The 18,817-nt window shown below is 71.4% G+C and carries 16 protein-coding genes and 1 pseudogene; 9 read left to right on the top strand and 8 right to left on the bottom strand.

The window, feature by feature from the left end:
• Positions 1-118 precede the first annotated feature (118 nt).
• Positions 119-1,081, bottom strand: a complete 963-nt coding sequence (locus IEJ02_RS01225; RefSeq protein ID WP_191062906.1) for a zinc-dependent alcohol dehydrogenase family protein — start codon at positions 1,079-1,081, stop codon at positions 119-121.
• Between the two features lie 150 nt (positions 1,082-1,231).
• On the opposite strand from IEJ02_RS01225, the gene IEJ02_RS01220 reads away from it, so the two are divergent.
• On the top strand, positions 1,232-1,867 hold the full coding sequence (locus IEJ02_RS01220) for a TetR/AcrR family transcriptional regulator (RefSeq protein ID WP_191062905.1): 636 nt from the start codon (positions 1,232-1,234) through the stop codon (positions 1,865-1,867).
• Between the two features lie 81 nt (positions 1,868-1,948).
• Positions 1,949-2,518: pseudogene (locus tag IEJ02_RS01215) on the top strand (squalene/phytoene synthase family protein); the annotation flags it as partial.
• A 126-nt stretch (positions 2,519-2,644) separates the two neighbouring features.
• Here the strand turns inward: IEJ02_RS01215 and IEJ02_RS01210 are convergent.
• Positions 2,645-3,298 carry a BlaI/MecI/CopY family transcriptional regulator gene (locus tag IEJ02_RS01210; RefSeq protein ID WP_191062904.1) on the bottom strand — a complete coding sequence of 218 codons (654 nt, stop codon included), beginning with the start codon at positions 3,296-3,298 and terminating at the stop codon, positions 2,645-2,647.
• Positions 3,299-3,463: 165 nt separating this feature from the next.
• The gene (locus IEJ02_RS01205; protein ID WP_263407890.1) at positions 3,464-3,715 is read right to left on the bottom strand and encodes a TetR family transcriptional regulator C-terminal domain-containing protein; all 252 of its coding nucleotides are present in this window, start codon (positions 3,713-3,715) and stop codon (positions 3,464-3,466) included.
• A gap of 73 nt (positions 3,716-3,788) precedes the next feature.
• Here IEJ02_RS01205 and IEJ02_RS01200 point away from each other — a divergent pair, with 73 nt between their 5' ends.
• Both IEJ02_RS01200 and IEJ02_RS01195 read left to right on the top strand, forming a co-directional pair.
• Entirely contained in the window at positions 3,789-5,330 is a 1,542-nt protein-coding gene (locus IEJ02_RS01200) for a serine hydrolase domain-containing protein (RefSeq protein WP_191062902.1), read from the top strand.
• A gap of 110 nt (positions 5,331-5,440) precedes the next feature.
• Entirely contained in the window at positions 5,441-6,550 is a 1,110-nt protein-coding gene (locus tag IEJ02_RS01195) for a zinc-binding dehydrogenase (RefSeq protein WP_223863191.1), read from the top strand.
• 54 nt (positions 6,551-6,604) lie between these two features.
• On the opposite strand, the gene IEJ02_RS01190 is transcribed toward IEJ02_RS01195, so the two are convergent.
• Positions 6,605-7,405: an aminoglycoside adenylyltransferase domain-containing protein gene (locus IEJ02_RS01190; RefSeq protein ID WP_317985693.1), complete on the bottom strand. Its 801-nt coding sequence runs from the start codon at positions 7,403-7,405 to the stop codon at positions 6,605-6,607.
• A gap of 159 nt (positions 7,406-7,564) precedes the next feature.
• Here IEJ02_RS01190 and IEJ02_RS01185 point away from each other — a divergent pair, with 159 nt between their 5' ends.
• Positions 7,565-8,941, top strand: coding sequence for an MFS transporter (locus IEJ02_RS01185; RefSeq protein ID WP_223863245.1), 1,377 nt, complete (start codon positions 7,565-7,567; stop codon positions 8,939-8,941).
• Positions 8,942-9,104: 163 nt separating this feature from the next.
• Here IEJ02_RS01185 and IEJ02_RS01180 read toward each other — a convergent pair whose 3' ends face one another.
• Genes IEJ02_RS01180 through IEJ02_RS01170 form a run of 3 tightly spaced genes read right to left on the bottom strand, consistent with a single transcriptional unit; the run spans position 9,105 to position 12,895 of the window.
• Complete coding sequence (locus IEJ02_RS01180) at positions 9,105-11,336, bottom strand: xanthine dehydrogenase family protein molybdopterin-binding subunit (protein ID WP_191062901.1); 2,232 nt, start codon at positions 11,334-11,336, stop codon at positions 9,105-9,107.
• 9 nt (positions 11,337-11,345) lie between these two features.
• The gene (locus IEJ02_RS01175; RefSeq protein ID WP_191062900.1) at positions 11,346-12,329 is read right to left on the bottom strand and encodes an FAD binding domain-containing protein; all 984 of its coding nucleotides are present in this window, start codon (positions 12,327-12,329) and stop codon (positions 11,346-11,348) included.
• A complete protein-coding gene (locus IEJ02_RS01170) occupies positions 12,326-12,895 on the bottom strand; it encodes a 2Fe-2S iron-sulfur cluster-binding protein (protein WP_137976219.1) in 570 nt (189 codons plus the stop codon). The genes IEJ02_RS01175 and IEJ02_RS01170 overlap by 4 nt, the downstream gene beginning before the upstream one ends.
• Positions 12,896-13,193: 298 nt before the next feature.
• Here IEJ02_RS01170 and IEJ02_RS01165 point away from each other — a divergent pair, with 298 nt between their 5' ends.
• Positions 13,194-15,743, top strand: a complete 2,550-nt coding sequence (locus tag IEJ02_RS01165; protein ID WP_191062899.1) for an ATP-dependent Clp protease ATP-binding subunit — start codon at positions 13,194-13,196, stop codon at positions 15,741-15,743.
• Positions 15,744-16,001: 258 nt separating this feature from the next.
• Entirely contained in the window at positions 16,002-16,178 is a 177-nt protein-coding gene (locus tag IEJ02_RS51000) for a DUF6480 family protein (RefSeq protein ID WP_191062898.1), read from the top strand.
• Between the two features lie 126 nt (positions 16,179-16,304).
• Here the strand turns inward: IEJ02_RS51000 and IEJ02_RS01155 are convergent, their stop codons facing one another.
• On the bottom strand, positions 16,305-16,538 hold the full coding sequence (locus IEJ02_RS01155; RefSeq protein WP_137976217.1) for a hypothetical protein: 234 nt from the start codon (positions 16,536-16,538) through the stop codon (positions 16,305-16,307).
• A gap of 156 nt (positions 16,539-16,694) precedes the next feature.
• Here IEJ02_RS01155 and IEJ02_RS01150 point away from each other — a divergent pair, with 156 nt between their 5' ends.
• Together IEJ02_RS01150 and IEJ02_RS01145 are read left to right on the top strand one after the other, a co-directional pair.
• Positions 16,695-17,210, top strand: a complete 516-nt coding sequence (locus IEJ02_RS01150; protein ID WP_191062897.1) for a DUF6328 family protein — start codon at positions 16,695-16,697, stop codon at positions 17,208-17,210.
• An 80-nt stretch (positions 17,211-17,290) separates the two neighbouring features.
• Positions 17,291-18,769, top strand: coding sequence for an aminotransferase class I/II-fold pyridoxal phosphate-dependent enzyme (locus IEJ02_RS01145; RefSeq protein ID WP_191062896.1), 1,479 nt, complete (start codon positions 17,291-17,293; stop codon positions 18,767-18,769).
• The last annotated feature ends 48 nt before the right edge of the window (positions 18,770-18,817 follow it).

The following is an 18,817-nucleotide window of genomic DNA, read 5'->3' as shown; positions in this document are numbered from 1 at the left end:
GCCGCCGTCGCCCCGCCCGCTCACCGATTCCACGCGCCCTCCCTGCACCCACCCCGGGAAGCTCCCCGGGGTGGGTACGGTGCCACGTGTCCCACGGTCGCCGGTATCGCATCGCGTATTACGGTGTCAGCACGATCCTGCCGAACACCTCGCCGGTGTCCATCTTCCGGTGCGCCAGCGCGGCTTGCTCCAACGGCAGCAGCTCGTGCACCACCGTATGCAGTTCGCCGCGGCTCGCGGCGTCGAACTGCTCGGTCCGCACGGCACGTCGATCGGGCTCGGCCACGGTGGCGGCGCTGAAGGCGGCGAACGACATCGACTTCTGGAACGCCGCCATGATCGCCATACCGAAGTCCGCCGGTGGCATGCCTCCGACCGCGCCGACGGCCACCATGCGACCGTTCGGGTTGAGCCTGGCGAAGAAGGACGGCATGTCCGCACCGGCGATGATGTCGATGATGACGTCGTAGCCGGAGGGAGCGTCGTCGCCTCCCTCGCCGGAGCGGTCCAGCACATGGGTGGCGCCGAGCTTGCGCAACCGGTCGCCGCGCTCGGCCGACGACGTCGTGACCGCCACCGCCCCGGCACCGCCACGCGCCGCGAGCTGGACCGTCATGATGCCGATGCTGCCGGCCGCGCCCCGCACCAGCACCGACTCGCCGGGAGCGAAGTGGGCATGGGACAGGCCGAAGTGGGCCACGATTCCGGAGCTCCCCAGCGTCACCGCGTCGACGGCGGAGAGGCCCGCGGGGAGGGGAAGGATCTCCTCGACCGCGGCGATCGCCTGTTCGACGTAGCCGCCGTTGACACCGGTGAACGCCCACACCCGCTGACCGACCCATGACGTATCGACGCCGTCGCCGACCGCGGTCACGGTGCCCGCCACCTCGCTGCCGGGGATATGGCCTTCCTTGAAGCCGTAGCCGGCGAGGGTCCCGCGGCGGATCACGGCGTCGGAGCCGCCGACACCGATCGCCTCATTGGCGATCAGCACCTGTCCGGCGGCGGGAGCCGGGACGGGGAGGTCGATGACTGCCAGACCTTCGGGAGGTCCGAACGCCTGGATCGCGACTGCCTTCAAGGTCGTCTCCTTGCTCTGGGTTCGATGGGGTCGGTGGGGGTCGGTGGGATCGACGGGATCGGTGGGATCGACGGGATCGGTGGGATCGATCGGAACTGGCCCGAGGGACGCTAACGGACGCCCCCGTCCACTTTGGCTAAAGTGAGAGCGGTGACCGACCCTTTGCCTCACACCCTGCGCTCCGACGCCTCGGACAACCGGGAGCGCATCCTCGAAGCTGCCCGCACGCTGTTCGCCACCGAAGGGCTGAAGGTGCCGATGCGGGAGATCGCCCGGCACGCCGGAGTCGGCCCCGCCACGCTGTACCGCCGTTTCCCGACCAAGCAGACGCTGGCCACCGAAGCCTTCACGGACGAGATGCGCGCATGCCGCGCCATCGTCGACGAGGGGAGTGCCGAGCCGGATCCGTGGCGCGGCTTCTGCCTCGTGATCGAGAAGACCTGTGAGCTGCACGCCCGCAGCCGGGGCTTCACCGAAGCCTTCATGGCGACCTTCCCCGATGCGATGGACTTCGTCGCGGAGCGCGAATACGCGCTGAGGTCGATCGCCGAACTGGCCCACCGCGCCAAGGACACCGGCCATCTGCGCCCCGACTTCGTCCTGGACGACCTGGTCCTCATGCTGATGGCCAACCGGGGCCTCCACACCCCGTCGAAGGGCGCCCGGGTGGCGGCATCCCGGCGCTTCGCCGCGCTCGTGATCCAGGCGTTCCAGGCCTCCCCGCAGCACTCACCGCTGCCGCCGGTGGCACGCCTGGCCCCCGCGGCGCCACACACGATCACGTGAAGACACCACTCAGGGCCGACCGGCCCGCGTCGTGTTCCGGCGGCCGACCGCCGCGAGACCGAGGAATCCGGAGGGTCGGGCATGGGTCTGTGGGACAGGGCGCTGGATGGAGCGGGGATCAGCGACCCCAGGTTGCGGGAGGACTATACGCGGCAGCGGAAACTCGTCGCGGGCTACCGGCGCAGCTCCTACCTCGCCGCACGCCTGCTGCTCCCTCCGCCGCTGCTGCCGCACGTGATCGCGGCGACCGCCTTCATGCACCGCACCGACTCCCTCCTCGACAGCGGCCCCGCCGCGGAGCGCGCCGGGGCCTGCGCGGAGTGGGTGAAGGAGGTACGTGACGGCCTGGCCGGTGGCGAGAGCGACCATGCCGCCGTACGGCCGCTGCTGCACACCGTCTCCGCGCACCCCGGGATGCGCGGGCGCGTCGAGGACTTCCTCGACGCGACCGCCATGGAGCTGGAGTTCACCGGATTCGCCACCGAAGCGGACTACCAGCACTACGTCGACGCCTATGCGCTCCCGGCGTTCATGCTGATCGCGGGCCTGATCGCCGGAGAGCACCCCACGACGGACTACCGCGAGGCGTGCCGTGTGTACATCGACGGCAGCCAGCGCCTCGACTTCGTCAACGACCTGGCCGAGGACCTCGCCGACGGTCGCGCGGGTACTGTTACGGGAGCGCCGAGGCGCCCGTCACCTGCGCTGACCACCACACGCACGCGAGGCCACCGAGCCGGTGGACGGAACAGCGCCATCCTCGCCGTCCATGGCATCTCAGGATGCGCGCGCCTCGCTGGGCTCGCCCGCGTCGGCGGCCGCATCCGTGGTGGCCGCATCCGTGGTGACAGCCGAATAGAAGACGGACTTCTGCTGCTTGGTGCGGTGTGCTTGTCCCTTGGCGACAAGCGATTCGAGAGTGCTGCGCACGACCGTGGGCTTGATCTCGCGCTCCGGAAAAGTCTGACTCAGCGCGGCGGTCACCTCGGCCGCGGAGCGGGGCTCCCCGTGCTGGGCGAGGGCATCACGCACAAGCTCCCGAAGCGTGGGTACCCCCGCTTCCCGCACTCGCTGACGGCGCGGACGGCTCCCGCCCGACTCCGCCCCCTTCCGCTTGCCACCGGCCGCGTTGGCCTTCTTCCTCGCCTTGCGCGTGGCGGACAGCGTCGCGACCTCGCGCTTCGCGGACGAACCGTCCCCGGAGCCACCGGCCTCACCGTTCTCCGTCGCGTCACCGGCGGCGTCGCCACCAAGGGTTTGCCGCATGCTGAGCAGCAGCGCCCGGTTGTCTTCCAGTACCGCCAATTGCTCTTGCAGCGCCGCGATGTCGGAGCGGAGACGTTCTTGCTCGGCGGAGTTGCTTTCCAGATCGGCGGCGACCTGAGCCGCGTACTGGGACTTCAGGCTGGCGCTGTCGGCAGGAGTGTCCACTGCGAGCTCCCTTATCTGGGCACGTTGCACGTTGGTGCTGGATGGTACATCCGTGTGAATGCCACGTGGAGCCTGATCCCGTGGTTGAGCCTCGCAAGCCACGTCCTGACGCGCCGTCAGTCAGACTCCGGGCGTTGCGACGGCACACCTCCGGGCCGAGCCCGGTCACGCCCGGGCCCTCTTGGTGTACTGGCGGCACTCTCCGGTGAAGACGGTGGCCAACTCGGAGGCGATCACCGACGCCGACAGCTCGGCCGCGGACACCCCGTTCACCCCGGCCGGATCGCGGTAAACCTGCAGCGCGAGCCCTTCCGTCACCGCGGCGAGGCGAACGGCCACGGGCCACGGATCCAGCTCCGCCGCGACCTCGCCGCACTCCTTGCCGTTGTGGACGGCCCGGGCGATGTCCTTGCGCAACTGCCGACCCGTCTCGACACCGTATCGCCATACGGTTATTCGTTCCGCCCCTGGAGGAAACGTGAGGAACCTCATGCGCCACCGCTTACGGGCCGCGAGCACCGTGGTCCTGGTGCTCGGGCTGCTGCTGTCCATGCCCGCCGCCCCTGCCGCCGCGGCTTCCGCCCACACGGCCTCGGGCCGGCCCGGCCGTTATGCCGCCATCGACGACTACATCCGCGACCGGATGAAAGCCACCCACGCACCCGGGATCTCATACGCGGTGGTCGGCCCCGAGGGGCCGGTCCATCAGCGATCCTGGGGAACCGACGGGCGCGGACGGCGCGTCACGGCCGCAACGCCTTTCCTGTGGGGCTCGGTCGCCAAGCCGATCGCCGCCACCAGTGTGATGGTGCTCGTGCAGAACGGACGGCTCCGCCTCGACGACCGGGTGGTCGACCACGTCCCGGACTTCCGGTTCGGGGGTGCCGCGCACGCGTCCAGGGTCACGGTCCGCCACCTCCTCAACCAGACCTCCGGCATACCCGGGTCGGCCACCCTCCTCGTCACCGACTGCTTCGACCCCGACTGCCCCCGCCCGGCGGAGCGCATGCGCGCCCTCGACGGCGTGCGGCCGATCGGCCCGCCCGGCACCAAGTACGCCTACACCAGCGCCAATTACCTCGTCCTCACCGCCGTGGTCGAGGCCGTGACAGGGCGCTCCTTCGCGGACCACCTCAGGCAGGCCGTGCTCGACCCGGCGGGCATGGACGACGCCATCGCCGACCAGGCATCGGCGCGCCACCAGAACCTGCCCCCGGGACACCAGCTCCTGTGGGGTGTGCCGGCCGCGATCGCCGACGGCGTGGACGACCACGGCGCGGGCTACGGCTATCTGGGCGGGAGCCTCCACGACCTGGCCGCCTTCGCCGCGTTGCAGCTCCGCGGCGGTACGACCGCCGACGGTGACACCGTCCTCACCCCCGAATCCGTGAGGCTGATGCGTGCGGAGGGCAGGCTCTGGCCCACCGGCACCGCGACGGGCTACGGATTGGGCTGGCGGGTCGGCGGGCTGGACGCACCACTCGGCGACGCCATCTGGCACACGGGTGCCACTCCTGGCTACTCGGCCATGCTGTTCCTCTTGCCGAAGCGCGACATCGCCATCGTCCTTCAGCAGAACCTTTACGGGCTCCTCGATGACGAGGCGGTCATGCGGGTCGGCTTCGGCGCCGCTCGGATCCTCGCGGGCGGCCAGGCGCCCACGAGTACCACCTTCGCGTCCCCGTACTACTGGACCGTTTTCGGCGCCACCGCGTGTGCCATGACCCTGATCCTGACGGCTGTTCGCTCGGCCCTGCTCCTGCGCCGCCCTGCCACGCCCGGTGCCGGGCCGCGCCGCACCATCCTGACCGTCGTGTGGTGCGTGGCGGGCGGGCTGCCGTGCGCCGCCCTGGCCTGGGCCGTGGACCGGATGGGCCCGGAACAGCTCATCAACTGGGTGCCCGACATCTTCATCTCCGTATGTGTCGCGGCGGCCGCCGGTGCCGCGACCCTCATCCTCCGTCTCGTCCTCGCGATCCGTGCCGCCCGCGTCGGTCGCTCGCAGCCCTCAACGGCCGTGCGAACACGATGAACACACCTGCGGGAGGCAGACCGCGTGCGGCATCATGATCACTCGCCGTCCCGGACCGGCGCGGTGATCGGCGCGCCGCCAACCGGCCAAGCATGTGAAAGGAACCGCAGATGACCTTGGACGCACGACCGATACGCACCGGCGCGGACTCAACGGCGGGCGCGGGGGCGGACGACCTCCCGGCCACGATGCGCGCGGCGCGGTTCGACACGGCGGCGGGCACCTTGAAGGTCGAGGATGTGCCGGTGCCCCGGCCCGGAGTGGGCGAGGTCGTGGTCAAGGTGGCCGCGTGCGGCATCTGCCAGTCGGACCTGAGCCAGCTCGACGGCCATATCCCGCCCCGGCTGCCGGTGGTCACCCCAGGGCACGAGGCGTCGGGCGTGGTGGCGGCGGCCGGCGACGGCGCCGGGCACTGGAAGGTGGGGGACCGGGTGGTTCTGGGCGCGGGGAAGGCGTGCGGGACGTGTTCCGCCTGCCGGTTCGGCGGTGGCACGAACACCTGTGAGGACCTTCAGGTGATGGCCTTCCACTACGACGGGGCCTGGGCCGAGTACGTCCTGACCGACGCCACCACGCTCATCGCCGTGCCCGAGTCCGTACCCCTGGAACACGCCGCCGTGCTTGCCGATGCCGTCTCCACCCCGTACGGCGCCATCGACACCGCCCAGCTGCGGTCCGCCGAATCCGTGGGCATCTGGGGGCTGGGCGGGCTGGGCACCCACCTCGTGCAGCTCACCCGCGTCTGCGGCGCCTCCCCGATCGTCGCCCTCGACCCCCTCCCCGCCGCCCGCGAGCGCGCCCTCGCCCTGGGCGCCGACTTCGCGCTCGACCCGACGGACGGTGACACCAAGGTCAGGCTGAAGGAGATCACGGCAGGCAAGGGGCTGGACGTCGCCTTCGACTGCGTCGGCCGTACGCCCTCCTTCACCCAGGCGGAGCGCGCCCTCGGCCACCGGGGCCGCCTGGTGCTCGTCGGGATCTCGCCCGACCCTCTGGCCGTGGGCCCGGAGCGACACTTCGTGCGCAACCGCCACACGGTGATCGGACACACCGGGTATCGCATGGAGCATCTGGAGGACCTGGTCGAGCTCACCGCCCGGGGCCGTCTGGACATCTCCGGGTCGGTCAGCGCGATCCTGCCACTGGAGGAAGTGAACGAGGGCATCCGCCGGTTGCGGGAGCGGGAGGGCAACCCGATCCGCATCCTGCTGCGGCCCTGAGCGCGGGCCTGAAGCCAACGGCCCATGGGCGAAGGAAACCCCGACTCAGGGTCGTCAGGTCCCGGCCGCGCGGGCGGTTTGCTCGACCCGTGCGCGTACCCAGGCCAGGAAGGCCCGCACCTCCGCGGTGGGCAGCGGAATCGCGGAGGAGCGGGGGCGCTCGAAGCTGCGCACCGCGGCCTCGATGAGCGGCCGGAACTCCTCCTCGGCCAGGGCGACTTCCCGCGCCGCCGTGCGCTTGGCCATCCAGTGGCCCGTACGGCAGAACACCACCGAGCGGCAGCCGTTGAGCACGCGGTTGTCCGCGAGGTGACCTTCGCCGTCGCTGTGCTCACGGACGGAGGCGCGGACCGCGGCGAGCAGATCCGGGCGATCCGGTGCGGCGATCACCTCCCGGGCCGGGCGGCCGAACAGCGTCAGCCCGGTCTGATGGGCCACGGAACGGTCGATGACGTACCAGAACGCCGGGGAGCGCGCCGCGTCGACGTCGGCCCGGTCCGGCAGCAACGGGCCGGTGTTGAGGTCCAGAAGGTACCCGGCGGCACCGGAGGGGTGGCGGACGAAATCCGTTCCGTAGACCACCAGTTCCAGCCCCGCCGCCGGGCAGGGCAGATGGGGGTGGGCGAGGGCCCCGGCCAGGTCGTGCAGGGCCGAACCGGGCAGTGACGGCTCCACGACGACCGTCACATCGACGTCGCTGCGCCCATGCCGGTAGTCCCCGAGCGCGAGGGAACCGACCGCGAGGACACTCACCAGATGGGGCCCGCACACCGTGCGGGTGCGCCGGACGAGTTCTTCCAGATAGGGCCGCGGTTCGGTGGGGAGGGGCCGCGGATCCTCGCGTATATGGGCCACGTGCCCAGTATCCCCGGTGTGAGGTGCGTGGACTTGCGTTTCTTGAGGCAGGAGGGGGTGCCCGATTCCCGCTGCATGGGCTATTCATCCCCTATTGTGCCCTTTGTCGTAGAGCCTTCGTGAGCGGGATGGAGTCGGGACGTGGCCTTCGTGTCCGGCATGGGCTCGCTGGTACCGCTGCTGGCCGTGTGTGCCGGGTACTTCATGGTCATCCTGGACGTGACGGTCATCAACGTGGCCGTACCCGTGATCGGCCGGGAGCTGTCGGCCTCGCTCACCGGCATCCAGTGGATCACCGACGGATACACCCTGGTCTTCGCCGGGTTCCTGCTGAGCGGCGGTGCGCTGGGGGACAGGCTGGGAAACCGCCGGATCTTCTGCACCGGCGTGGTGGTGTTCACGGTGTCCTCGGCCGCGTGCGCCTTCGCGCCGAGTGCCCCCTTCCTCGTCGCCGCCCGGGTGGCGGAGGGCCTCGGCGCGGCGCTGATCGTGCCCGGCTCGCTGGCCCTTCTCCAGCAGGCGTATCCGGCTCCGGCCGCCCGCTCGCGGGCGTTCGGGGTGTGGGGCTCCGTCGCGGGGATCGCGGCCTCGGCGGGGCCGCTGCTGGGCGGGCTGCTGGTCTCCACCGTGGGCTGGCGGTGGGTGTTCCTCATCAATCTGCCCGTCGGCGTCGCCTGTCTGGCGCTGACGCTGCGTCGCGTGGCCCCCTCCGGCCGGCTCACCACCCGGCCTCTCGACTGGCCGGCCCAGTGCGCGGTCGTGGCGGCGGTGGCCTCGCTGACCGCCGCGCTCAACGAGGCCGGCCGGCGCGGATGGTCCGATCCGGCCGTTCTCGCCGGGGTGGGCCTGTCCGTACTGGCCGCCACGGCGTTCGTGGTGCGCGAGCGACTGGCCCGCTTCCCCGCCCTGCCGACGAGCCTGCTGCGCTCCCGCGCGCTGGGCGGCGGAGCCGTCATCGGCCTGCTGTTCAATTTCGGCTTCTACGGCATGGTGTTCACCGCCAGCCTGGACTTCCAGCACCAGCGCGGCTACAGCGCCCTCGTCACCGGCCTGGCGCTGTTCCCCGCGGTCGCGATGACCACGTTCGCGTCCATCCTGTCCGGACGGCTGACCCGCACGACCGGCGACCGTCCGCTGGTGTGCACCGGCATGCTTCTGGCGGCCCTGGGGCTGGCGGGCTGGGTCGCGGCGGGAGCCGAGCCCGGCTACCCGCTGCTGGTGGCCCCGATGATGGCAGCGGGATTCGGCACCTCGTTCGCGCTCACCGGCTCCGCCTCCACCGTCATGGGCGCCGCGCCCCCGGCGTACGCGGGGACCGCCTCCGCGCTGTTCAACACCACCCGCCAGCTCGGCAGCGCCACCGGCGTGGCGCTCGGCGGCACCTTGCTCGCCACGGCCGCCGACTACGGTGAGGGCCTGCGCACCAGCATGGCCATCGGCGCGCTCGCCTATCTGACCGCCGCGGGTCTCGCGTGGTTCTGCGTACCGCCCAGGCCCGGGAGCGAGGCGCCTGACGCCGAGGCCCACGCGGGCTGATCGAGGCGTCCGGCCCCCGCCTGGCGGGTGGGACCGGCCGCGCGGCCCGGGCAGCGGGGCCGGGGCCGCGACATCGCGGGGTGCGCCGCCACGGCGGCGCGCAGCGTCATGGGACGACGCTACGGCCCCGTCACTGTCCGACCGGCAAGCTGCGCCCGGAGGGTCAGGCGGCCATGGCCGGCAATCCGGGCAACAGCTTCTCGAGCGTGATGGGGAAGTCCCGCACCCGCACTCCCGTGGCGTTGAACACCGCGTTGGCCACCGCCGCACCGGATCCGCAGATGCCCACCTCACCGATGCCCTTCGCGCCGAGGACATTGGCCTTGTCGTCGTAGCCCTCGAGGACGACGGCATCGATGTCGGCGGGGATGTCGCCGTGGACCGGCACCAGATACCCCGCGAAGTCCCGGTTGACGAAGGCGCCGGATCGCGGGTCGACGACGGCCTCTTCCTCGAGGGCCGCGCCGACACCCCAGATCATGCCGCCGATCAGCTGCGAACGGGCCGTCTTGGGGTTGAACACACGGCCCACCGAGAACACGCTGAGCATCCGCCGCAGCCGGATCTCGGCGGTGTCCGCGTCGACGCCCACTTCGGCGAAATGGGCCCCGTAGGTGTTGATCGAGTAGTCCGAGTAGTTGGGATCGTCGCCCATGAAGCGGGTCTGGCCCTCCGCCTCCACACCGTCGGGATGGTGGCGCGCGACGATCTCGCGCAGTGTCTCGGACGCGCCACCGATGGCCACGTCGCCGTCGGAGAACACGGCGTCCGCCGGGTCCCGGCCGTGCAGCGGGGAGTGTGTGTCGCCGCAGGCCGCGTCCAGCAGCTTCGTGCGCAGGGCCGCGCACGCCCGGTGCACCGCGGTGGACGAATTGGTGGCGCCCCACGAGCCGCCGGACCCCCAGCTGGAGGGGTGATCGGAACGCCCGAGGTCGACCCGCACCCGTTCCAGCGGCAGTCCGAGTCCCTCGGCCCCGACCTGGGTCAGAATGGTGTAGGTGCCCGTGCCGATGTCGGTCATGTCCGTCTGGATGACGGCGGTGCCGTCCGGCTCCAGCCGCACCCGCACGGTCGTCGGCCCCTGGAAGTGTCCCCGGATGGCGGCCGACATGCCGTAGCCGATCAGCCACCGGCCCTCGCGCACACTCGCGGGCGTGGCCGGGCGGTTCTCCCAGCCGAACCGGCGCGCGCCTTCGCGCAGGCACTCCACCAGGTGCCGGTCGCTGTACGGCACGTTCCGCTCGGGATCGACGGTGGGCTCGTTGCGGATCCGCAGCTCGACCGGGTCCATCCCGAGCGCATCGGCCAGCTCGTCCATCGCCGACTCGACCGAGAGCATGCCCGGTGCCTCGCCCGGCGCGCGGACGTCCGTCCCGCGCGGCAGGTCGAGCGCCGTCAGCCGGTGGCTGGTCAGCCGGTGGGGCGCGGCGTAGAGGCTGCGGACGGTGGCGGCGGTCTGCTCGGCGTACTCGACGTCGGGGTTGGTGTGCATCGTGACGTCGTGGGCGATCGCGGCCAGCCGCCCATCGCGCCCCGCGCCCAGCCGGACCCGCTGGTTCGACGTGGGACGCATGCCCACGAGCTGGAAGACCTGCTGGCGGGTCAGCGTGACCTTGACCGGCCGGTCCAGCGTGCGGGCGGCGAGCGCCGCCAGGATCGTCTCGGAATGGATGCCCAGCTTGGAGCCGAAGCCGCCGCCGACGAAGGGGGTGACGATGTGCACCCGCTCCGGGTCCATCATCAGCGTGCCGGCGACCGAGTCCCGCGCCGCGTCGGTGATCTGGCAGCTGACGTAGACGACCAGGTCCTCGCCGCGCGGTGCCACCATGGACGCGTTCGGCTCGATCGGCATCGAGAACTCGTACGGCGTCGTGTACCGCTGGTCGACCTTGACCTCCGCACCGGCGAACCCGGCCTCGAAGTCGCCGACCGCGGTGTCGGTGGGGAGACCCGCGTTGACCGTCTTCGGGATGTAGGTGTCGTCCTCGAACTCGCCGAAGTCGAAACGGCCCCGCCCGACGCGGTATTCGACCTCGACCAGGTCGGCCGCGTCCCGGGCCTGCTCGAAGGTCTCGGCGACGACCAACGCCACCGGCTCGCCGTAGAAGTGGATGTCGGGGCCGGTCAACATCGGCTGGGCGCGCCAGTATTCGAACGAAATGGACTCGTCGCGGGGACCCTGCGCCGGGGCGTTGCGGTGGGTCATCACCAGGTGCACACCGGGCGCGCCTTCCGCGTCCTCGGTGTCGATCCGGGTGATACGGCCCTTGCCGATCGTCGCGCCGACGATGAAACCGTAGAGCGGCTGGCCGGCGTCCCAGTGCTCGTAGGCGTAGACGGCCCGGCCGGTGGCCTTCAGCGGGCCGTCGACGCGGTTCACAGCTTGCCCGATCATCTCGCCTCCTCAGCTCACCCCGGCCGCTTGCGCCAGCGTGCGGCACAGCGTGCGCTTGGCCAGCTCGATCTTGAAGTCGTTGTGGCCCCGCCCGACCGCACCGCGCAGCGCCGCCTCGGCGGCGGCGCGATAGGTGTCCATCGCGGCCGGACGGTCGGTCAGCGCGTCCTCCGCCTCGACGGACCGCCACGGCTTGTGCGCCACACCTCCGAGCGCCACCCGCGCCTCTCGGATCGTTCCCCGGTCGGCCGAGACCACGGCCGCCACCGAGACCAGCGCGAACTCGTACGACGCCCGGTCCCGCACCTTGCGGTAGACCTGCCGGCCCGGCAGGGGCGGGGGCAGCAGCACGCCCGTGATCATCTCGTCGTCACCCAGCACGGTCTCGATGTGCGGCGTATCGCCCGGCAGCCGGTAGAAATCCGTGATGGCGACGCGGCGCGCCGATCCATCGGCCCGCAGCAGCTCGATCTCCGCGTCGAGCGCGGTCATCGCGACGGCCATGTCCGAGGGATGGGTGGCGATGCAGGACTCGCTCGCGCCGAGGATCGCGTGGATCCGGTTGAACCCGCCGATCGCCGCACACCCCGATCCGGGGTCGCGCTTGTTGCAGTCCGCGGCCGTGTCGTAGAAGTAGGGACAGCGCGTGCGCTGCACCAGGTTTCCCCCGGTGGACGCCTTGTTGCGCAGCTGCCCCGAGGCGCCCGACACCAGCGCCTCCGACAGCGCCGGATAGCGGGTGCGCACGCGCAGATCGGCGGCCACGTCGGAGTTCCGCGCCTGGGCGCCGATGCGCAGTCCGCCGTCCGGCAGTTCCTCGATGTCCCGCAGCGGAAGCCGGCTGATGTCGACCAGATGGCTGGGGTATTCGACGTCGAGCTTCATCAGGTCGAGCAGATTGGTGCCGCCGCTGATGAACTTCGCGCCCGGCCGGGCCACCGCGGCGACGGCGGCCCGTGTGTCGGTCGCCCGCTCGTAGGTGAAGGACCTCATGTGGCGCCTCCCTCCGCGCTGCCGCGGATGGCCGCGACGATGTTCGGATAGGCGGCGCACCGGCAGATGTTGCCGCTCATCCGCTCGCGGATCTCGTCGTCGGTCAACGCGACCCGTGGCGAGGACACATCGGCGGTGACATGGCTGGGCCAGCCCGCCTCCACCTCGGCGAGCATGCCGACGGCCGAACAGATCTGGCCGGGGGTGCAGTAGCCGCACTGGAAGCCGTCGCACTCGACGAAGGCCCGTTGCATGGGGTGCAGATGGTCGGGGTCGCCCAAGCCCTCGATCGTCATGATCTCGTCGTCCTCGTGCATCACGGCGAGTGTCAGGCAGGAGAGGACGCGCCGGCCGTTGATCAGCACCGTGCAGGCGCCGCACTGCCCGTGATCACACCCCTTCTTGGTCCCGCTCAGGCGCAGATGTTCGCGCAGCGCGTCGAGCAGCGAGGTCCGCGGATCCACCTCGAGCTGCCGCACCTGATCGTTGATGTTCAGCTTGATCGCCGAGGGCGGGGCCATCTCGCCCTGGCCCCGCCGCATGGCGTGCGTATCCGAAGCGCTCATCACGGCCCGCCTTCCTCACTAGGTGCAGGTGTAGGTGTCACCCCGGATGTGCGGCGCGACTGCCGGGCACGCTCCCTGTCTCCAGGCTCTCGCAAGAAGGCGGACGTCGCACCGCGAAGGACGTCGGTGACGGTGGGTCGCTCCATGGTGGCTGACGGTGCCGTGGCCGTCCGCGCCCCGGGGACCGCAGGTGTAATACGGGCGCCTCCCGGGCACCCGCGCCCTCGATAAGGATCACGCCTGTCAAGAGAGCGGGCCCGGTCCGCAACGCCTGGCCGGGACCGCGGAACGGAAGGCCATGAGCAGCGGTTTCATGGGTCCGGGGGACTTCGGTCCAGACCCGTTCGAGGAATTCATGGCACGGTTCCTCGGCGGCGGACCGCGCCCCGGCCTCCGCCATATCGACATCGGCCGCCTGATGAGCGACCCTGCCCGGCAACTCGTCGCCAACGCGGCCACCTACGCCGCCGAGCACGGCAGTGCCGACCTGGACACCAAGCATCTGCTGCGTGCGGCGCTGGCCACCGAGCCGACCCGGGGGCTGCTGGCGGGGGCGGGCGCCGACACCGACGCGCTGGCCGCGGAGATCGACCGGATGAGCGGCGAGGGGCCGCGGCGCACCCAGCTGTCCGTCACCCCCGCGGTCAAGCGCGCCCTGCTGGACGCGCACGAACTGGCCCGTGCGAACGGCGCCTCCTACATCGGCCCCGAGCATGTGCTCGGGGCGCTGGCCGCCAACCACGACTCCACGGCCGGCCGCATCCTCAACTCCCTGCCCCTGGACCCCGCGGCGGCCCAGGGCGGACCGCAGAGCGCACCGGGCCAGCCGTCGGCCGGCAGGGCGGCCGGGCAGCAGCCCGGCCGACGGCAGAACACACCCACCCTCGACAAGTTCAGCCGCGATCTGACCGACCTCGCCCGCGCGGGGCGGATCGACCCGGTCATCGGCCGCGAGCAGGAGATCGAGCAGACCGTCGAGGTGCTGTCCCGCCGGGGCAAGAACAACCCCGTGCTGATCGGCGACGCCGGTGTCGGCAAGACCGCCATCGTGGAAGGGCTCGCCCAGCGCGTGGCCGAGGGAGACGTCCCCGACATCCTGCTGGACCGCCGGGTGGTCGCCCTGGACATGTCCGCGGTCGTCGCCGGCACCCGCTACCGCGGCGACTTCGAGGAGCGGCTGAGCGGCATCATCGACGAGATCCGCACCCACTCCGAGGAGCTGATCGTCTTCATCGACGAGCTGCACACCGTGGTCGGCGCGGGAGCGAGCGGCGGCGAGGGCGGTTCCATGGACGCGGGCAACATGCTCAAGCCCGCCCTGGCCCGTGGCGAGCTGCATGTCATCGGCGCCACCACACTGGAGGAGTACCGCCGCCACATCGAGAAGGACGCGGCGCTGGCCCGGCGCTTCCAGCCCATCCTGGTCCCGGAGCCCTCCGCCACCGACGCGGTGGAGATCCTGCGCGGTCTGCGCGACCGCTACGAGGCCCATCACCAGGTCCGCTTCACCGATGAGGCGCTGCTCGCCGCCGTGGAGCTGTCCGACCGCTACCTCACCGACCGGTTCCTGCCCGACAAGGCCATCGACCTGGTGGACCAGGCCGGTGCCCGGGTGCGGCTGCGCTCGCGTACCAAGGGCACCGACACCCGCACCCTGGAGCGCGAGGTCGAGCAGCTGACCCGGGACAAGGACCAGGCGGTGGCCGCGGAGGAGTACGAGCGGGCCGGCGAACTGCGCGACCGCATCGGCGAGTTGAGCCGCCGGATCGAGGCCGACGGCGGCACCGAGCCCGACGACGGGCAGAGCCTGGAGGTCACCGCCGAGGACATCGCCGAGGTGGTCTCCCGCCAGACCGGGATCCCGGTCAGCAGCCTCACCCAGGAGGAGAAGCAGCGCCTGCTCGGCCTGGAGGAACACCTCCGCGAGCGGGTCATCGGGCAGGACGAGGCCGTCGGCGCGGTCGCCGAGGCGGTGCTGCGCTCCCGGGCCGGCCTCGCCGACCCCGGCCGCCCCATCGGCAGCTTCCTCTTCCTCGGCCCGACCGGCGTGGGCAAGACCGAACTCGCGCGGGCGCTGGCCGAGGCGCTGTTCGGCAGCGAGGACCTGATGGTCCGCCTGGACATGAGCGAGTACCAGGAGCGGCACACCGTCAGCCGGCTGGTCGGCGCCCCACCCGGGTACGTCGGCCACGAGGAGGCCGGGCAGCTCACCGAGGCGGTGCGCCGCCGCCCCTACGCGCTGCTCCTGTTCGACGAGATCGAGAAGGCACATCCGGACGTGTTCAACACACTGCTCCAGGTGCTCGACGACGGCCGGCTCACCGACGCCCACGGCCGCACGGTCGACTTCCGCAACACGGTCGTCGTGATGACCAGCAACCTCGGCTCCGAGGCCATCGGCGGGCGCGGCGCCCTCGGCTTCGGGACCGCGGACGCCGAGACGGACGAGCAGGCCCGGCGCGAGCGCGTCCTGCGACCGCTGCGCGAGCACTTCCGCCCCGAGTTCCTCAACCGCATCGACGAGATCGTGGTCTTCCGGCAACTCACGGACGAGCATCTGCGCCAGATCACCGATCTGCTGCTGGAGGAGACCCGCCGCCGGCTGCACGCCCAGGACGTCACCGTGGAGTTCGCCCCGGAGGCCGTCGACTGGATCGCGCGGCGCGGCCACGAACCCGCGTACGGTGCCCGGCCGCTGCGCCGCACCATCCAGCGGGAGGTGGACAACCGTCTGTCGCGGCTGCTGCTGGACGGCGAGATCCCGGCCGGCGCCCGGGCCCGGGTGGAGGTCGCGGACGGACAGCTGGTGTTCCACACCGACACCGCCTCGAACGCCAAGCAACTGTGACGCTCACGGTGTGCCGCGAACGCCGGGCGGTGCCCGGCCACTCTTCCGCCGTATGGTGGGAAGAGTCCACCGGGGACGGTGCCTCGAACGGGGTGGCGGACCGGGGGAGCCGGCGCGCCGCGGGCGGAAAGGAGCGCATCGGACATGGACCAGCAGAATCCGCACCCCGACCGCACTCCCGGGCCTGCCGGGCCTCCCGGGTCTGCTGGGCCTCCCGGGCCTGCCGGAAGTCCTGGGTCTCCTGGACTTCGGCCGAGCGTGGGCGTGCCCCCGGGCGAGACCCCACCGGCCGAGGGCGGCCTCTCGGAAGCGGGCCCCCGCGAGACGTACAACCCCACGAAGGGCTGGTCGAAGGGGCCCACGATCGTCATTTGGCTCTTCGTGGCGCTGTTCGTGACCTTCTGCATCGCGTTCGCGGTCGCCGTGCTGGGGTGATCTGAGGCGCGTCCTGAGGCGAGTCGGGGTGAACGCGAACGGCGGCCCCCGTCGCGGCATGCCACGGCCCCCGAGGGCCAAGCCCTCGGGGGCCGTCGGAGATCTTCCCGTCAGCGGATCAGCTGATCAGCTGCCGAAGCGGGCCTTCAGGAGCTGCTTGCCCAGCTCAGCTCCCTTGCGGCTGTCCGCCTGGGCCTTGCGGAACAGCTCCGCGACCTCGGTGTCCTTCTCCCGTTCCGCGTCCCTGATGTAGGTCTCCATGCGCAGCGCGTTGCTCAGACATGCCTCGACGTACCAGACGAGGTTGTAGTCCTTGTCCTTCGTGCCGGTGGCCTCGCCGGTTTCGGCGGTGTGGGTCATGGTGTCTCTCTCCTTTCCACTGACTGAGGGCCGAGTGCCCCTGACGGCCTGGGTGATGCATGGATCGGCCGTGCTCGCGCCCGCTGATCGCGGGTGACGTTCGCCTTTCGGACCGGCTGGGAACACGGGGGGGTGGACGCGAAGGAGGCCACGCTGATGCACGACGACCACGAAGCGCCGAGGAACGGCGGCCGTGAGGCTCGGTCCGGCCGTGTGGAGACCCGCGAGGAGCGGGCCGACCGCAAGTGGGCCGAGTTGCTCCAGGAGGTGAGGGTGACGCAGACGGGCGTGCAGATTCTGTTCGCGTTCCTGCTCACGGTCGCCTTCACCCCGCGCTTCCAGGACCTGGGCCAGGTGGACCGGGACATCTACGTCGTGACCGTCCTCCTGGGGGCGGCGGCGACCGGCGCGTTGATCGCACCGGTTTCCTTGCACCGGATCGTCACCGGACGCCGGCTGAAGCCGGAAACGGTGGACTGGGCCTCCCGCTTCACCGTGGCCGGGCTGGTGCTGTTGCTGTGCACGGTGGCGTCGGCGCTGCTGCTGATCCTGCGTGTCGTCGTGGCCGGTACCACCGCCTTCTGGCTGTCCGTCGCGGCCCTGCTCTGGTTCGTGATCTGCTGGTTCGTACCCGCGGCGTGGCTTTTCCACCGCTCGCGCAAGAAGCGCTGAGGAGCGCTGAGCAGCGCTGAGCAGCGTCGAGCAACGCCTGGGGGTCGTTTTCTTCGCAGGTGGCGGGGCACTCGTCCGGCATGGACCATAGGGAGGCTCCGATTCTGGAGGCCCTGGCTCGCTACCACGAGCGGGGGTCTCTTCCGTTCACTCCGCCCGGGCACAAGCAGGGCAGGGGCGCTGACCCGGAGGTCGTCAAGGTCCTGGGCGAGGAGGTGTTCCGCACCGACCTCCTGGCCTTCGGCGGCCTTGACGACCGGCTGGGGTCGGGCCGTGTGCTGGAGCGCGCGGAGGAGCTGATGGCGGACGCGGTGCACGCCGAGCACACCTTCTTCTCGACCTGCGGCAGCTCGCTCTCCGTCAAGGCGGCGATGCTGGCGGTGGCCGGCCCCCACGAGACCCTGCTGGTGGGCCGGGACGCGCACAAATCGGTGGTCTCCGGCCTGATCATCTCCGGTGTCCGGCCGATCTGGGTGGACCCGGAATGGGACGGTGCCCGCCACATCGCGCATCCGCCGTCGGCCGCGGCCTTCGAGCGGGCATTCGATGAGCACCCGGAGGCCAGGGGCGCCCTGGTGACCAGCCCCACTCCGTACGGGTCCTGCGCCGACCTGGCGGGCATCGCCGAGGTCTGCCACCGGCGTGGCCGCCCGCTGATCGTCGACGAGGCGTGGGGAGCGCATCTGCCGTTCTGCTCCGAGCTGCCGAGCTGGGCCATGGACGCGGGCGCCGACGTCTGCGTGACCAGCATCCACAAGATGGGCAGTGGCCTGGAGCAGGGCTCGGTGTTCCATCTCCGGGGCGACCTGATCGAACCGGCCGCCCTGAAGTCCCGCGCCGATCTGCTCGGCACCACGAGTCCGTCCGTCCTGCTCTACGCGGGAATGGACGGGTGGCGTCGGCAGATGATGCTGCACGGCGAGGAACTGCTCGGCGCGGCCCTGCGCCGGGCGCATGCGGTGCGCGACGAGATCGCGGCCATCGACGGACTGCACGTGGACGGGCGCGCGGACTACGTGGGCCCAGGGCTGGGCAGTGACTTCGATCCGTTTCCGGTCGTCATCGACCTGACCGGTCTCGGGGTGAGTGGCTACCGCGCGGCCGACTGGCTCCGGGAACAGCACGACGTCAACGCCCATCTGGCCGACCACCGCCGGATCAGCACCCAGCTCACCCACGCCGACGACCCCTCGACGACCGGCGCGCTGCTGACGGCGCTGTGCGAGCTGGCCGACCACGCGGAGGATCTGCGGCCCGCTCCCGAGGTGACCGTGCCGGCACCGGACGAGTTGCGGTTGGAGCAGTCCCGACTGCCGCGGGACGCCTACTTCGGTGCCACGGAGGACCTGCCCGTGGCCCGTGCGGCAGGACGGGTGGCGGCCGAGATGATCACTCCCTACCCGCCGGGCATACCGGCCGTGCTGCCCGGTGAGGTGCTGAACCAGCCGGTCCTGGACTATCTGCGGTCCGGGGTGAAGGCCGGGATGAACCTCCCCGACGCGGCCGACCCCGGACTGGACACCATCCGCGTCCTGGTCGAAGGGACCGGAGCCGACTGAGGCGGACGGAGCGGAAGGAACGGTGAGCGAAACGCATCCCGCGACGAC

It is taken from the genome of Streptomyces sp. 5-10 (assembly GCF_014712245.1).
In the GTDB taxonomy this organism is placed as follows: Bacteria; Actinomycetota; Actinomycetes; order Streptomycetales; family Streptomycetaceae; genus Streptomyces; species Streptomyces violaceusniger.
Note: the sequence above shows the minus strand (reverse complement) of the source record. Positions and strands in the feature narration are given on the sequence as shown.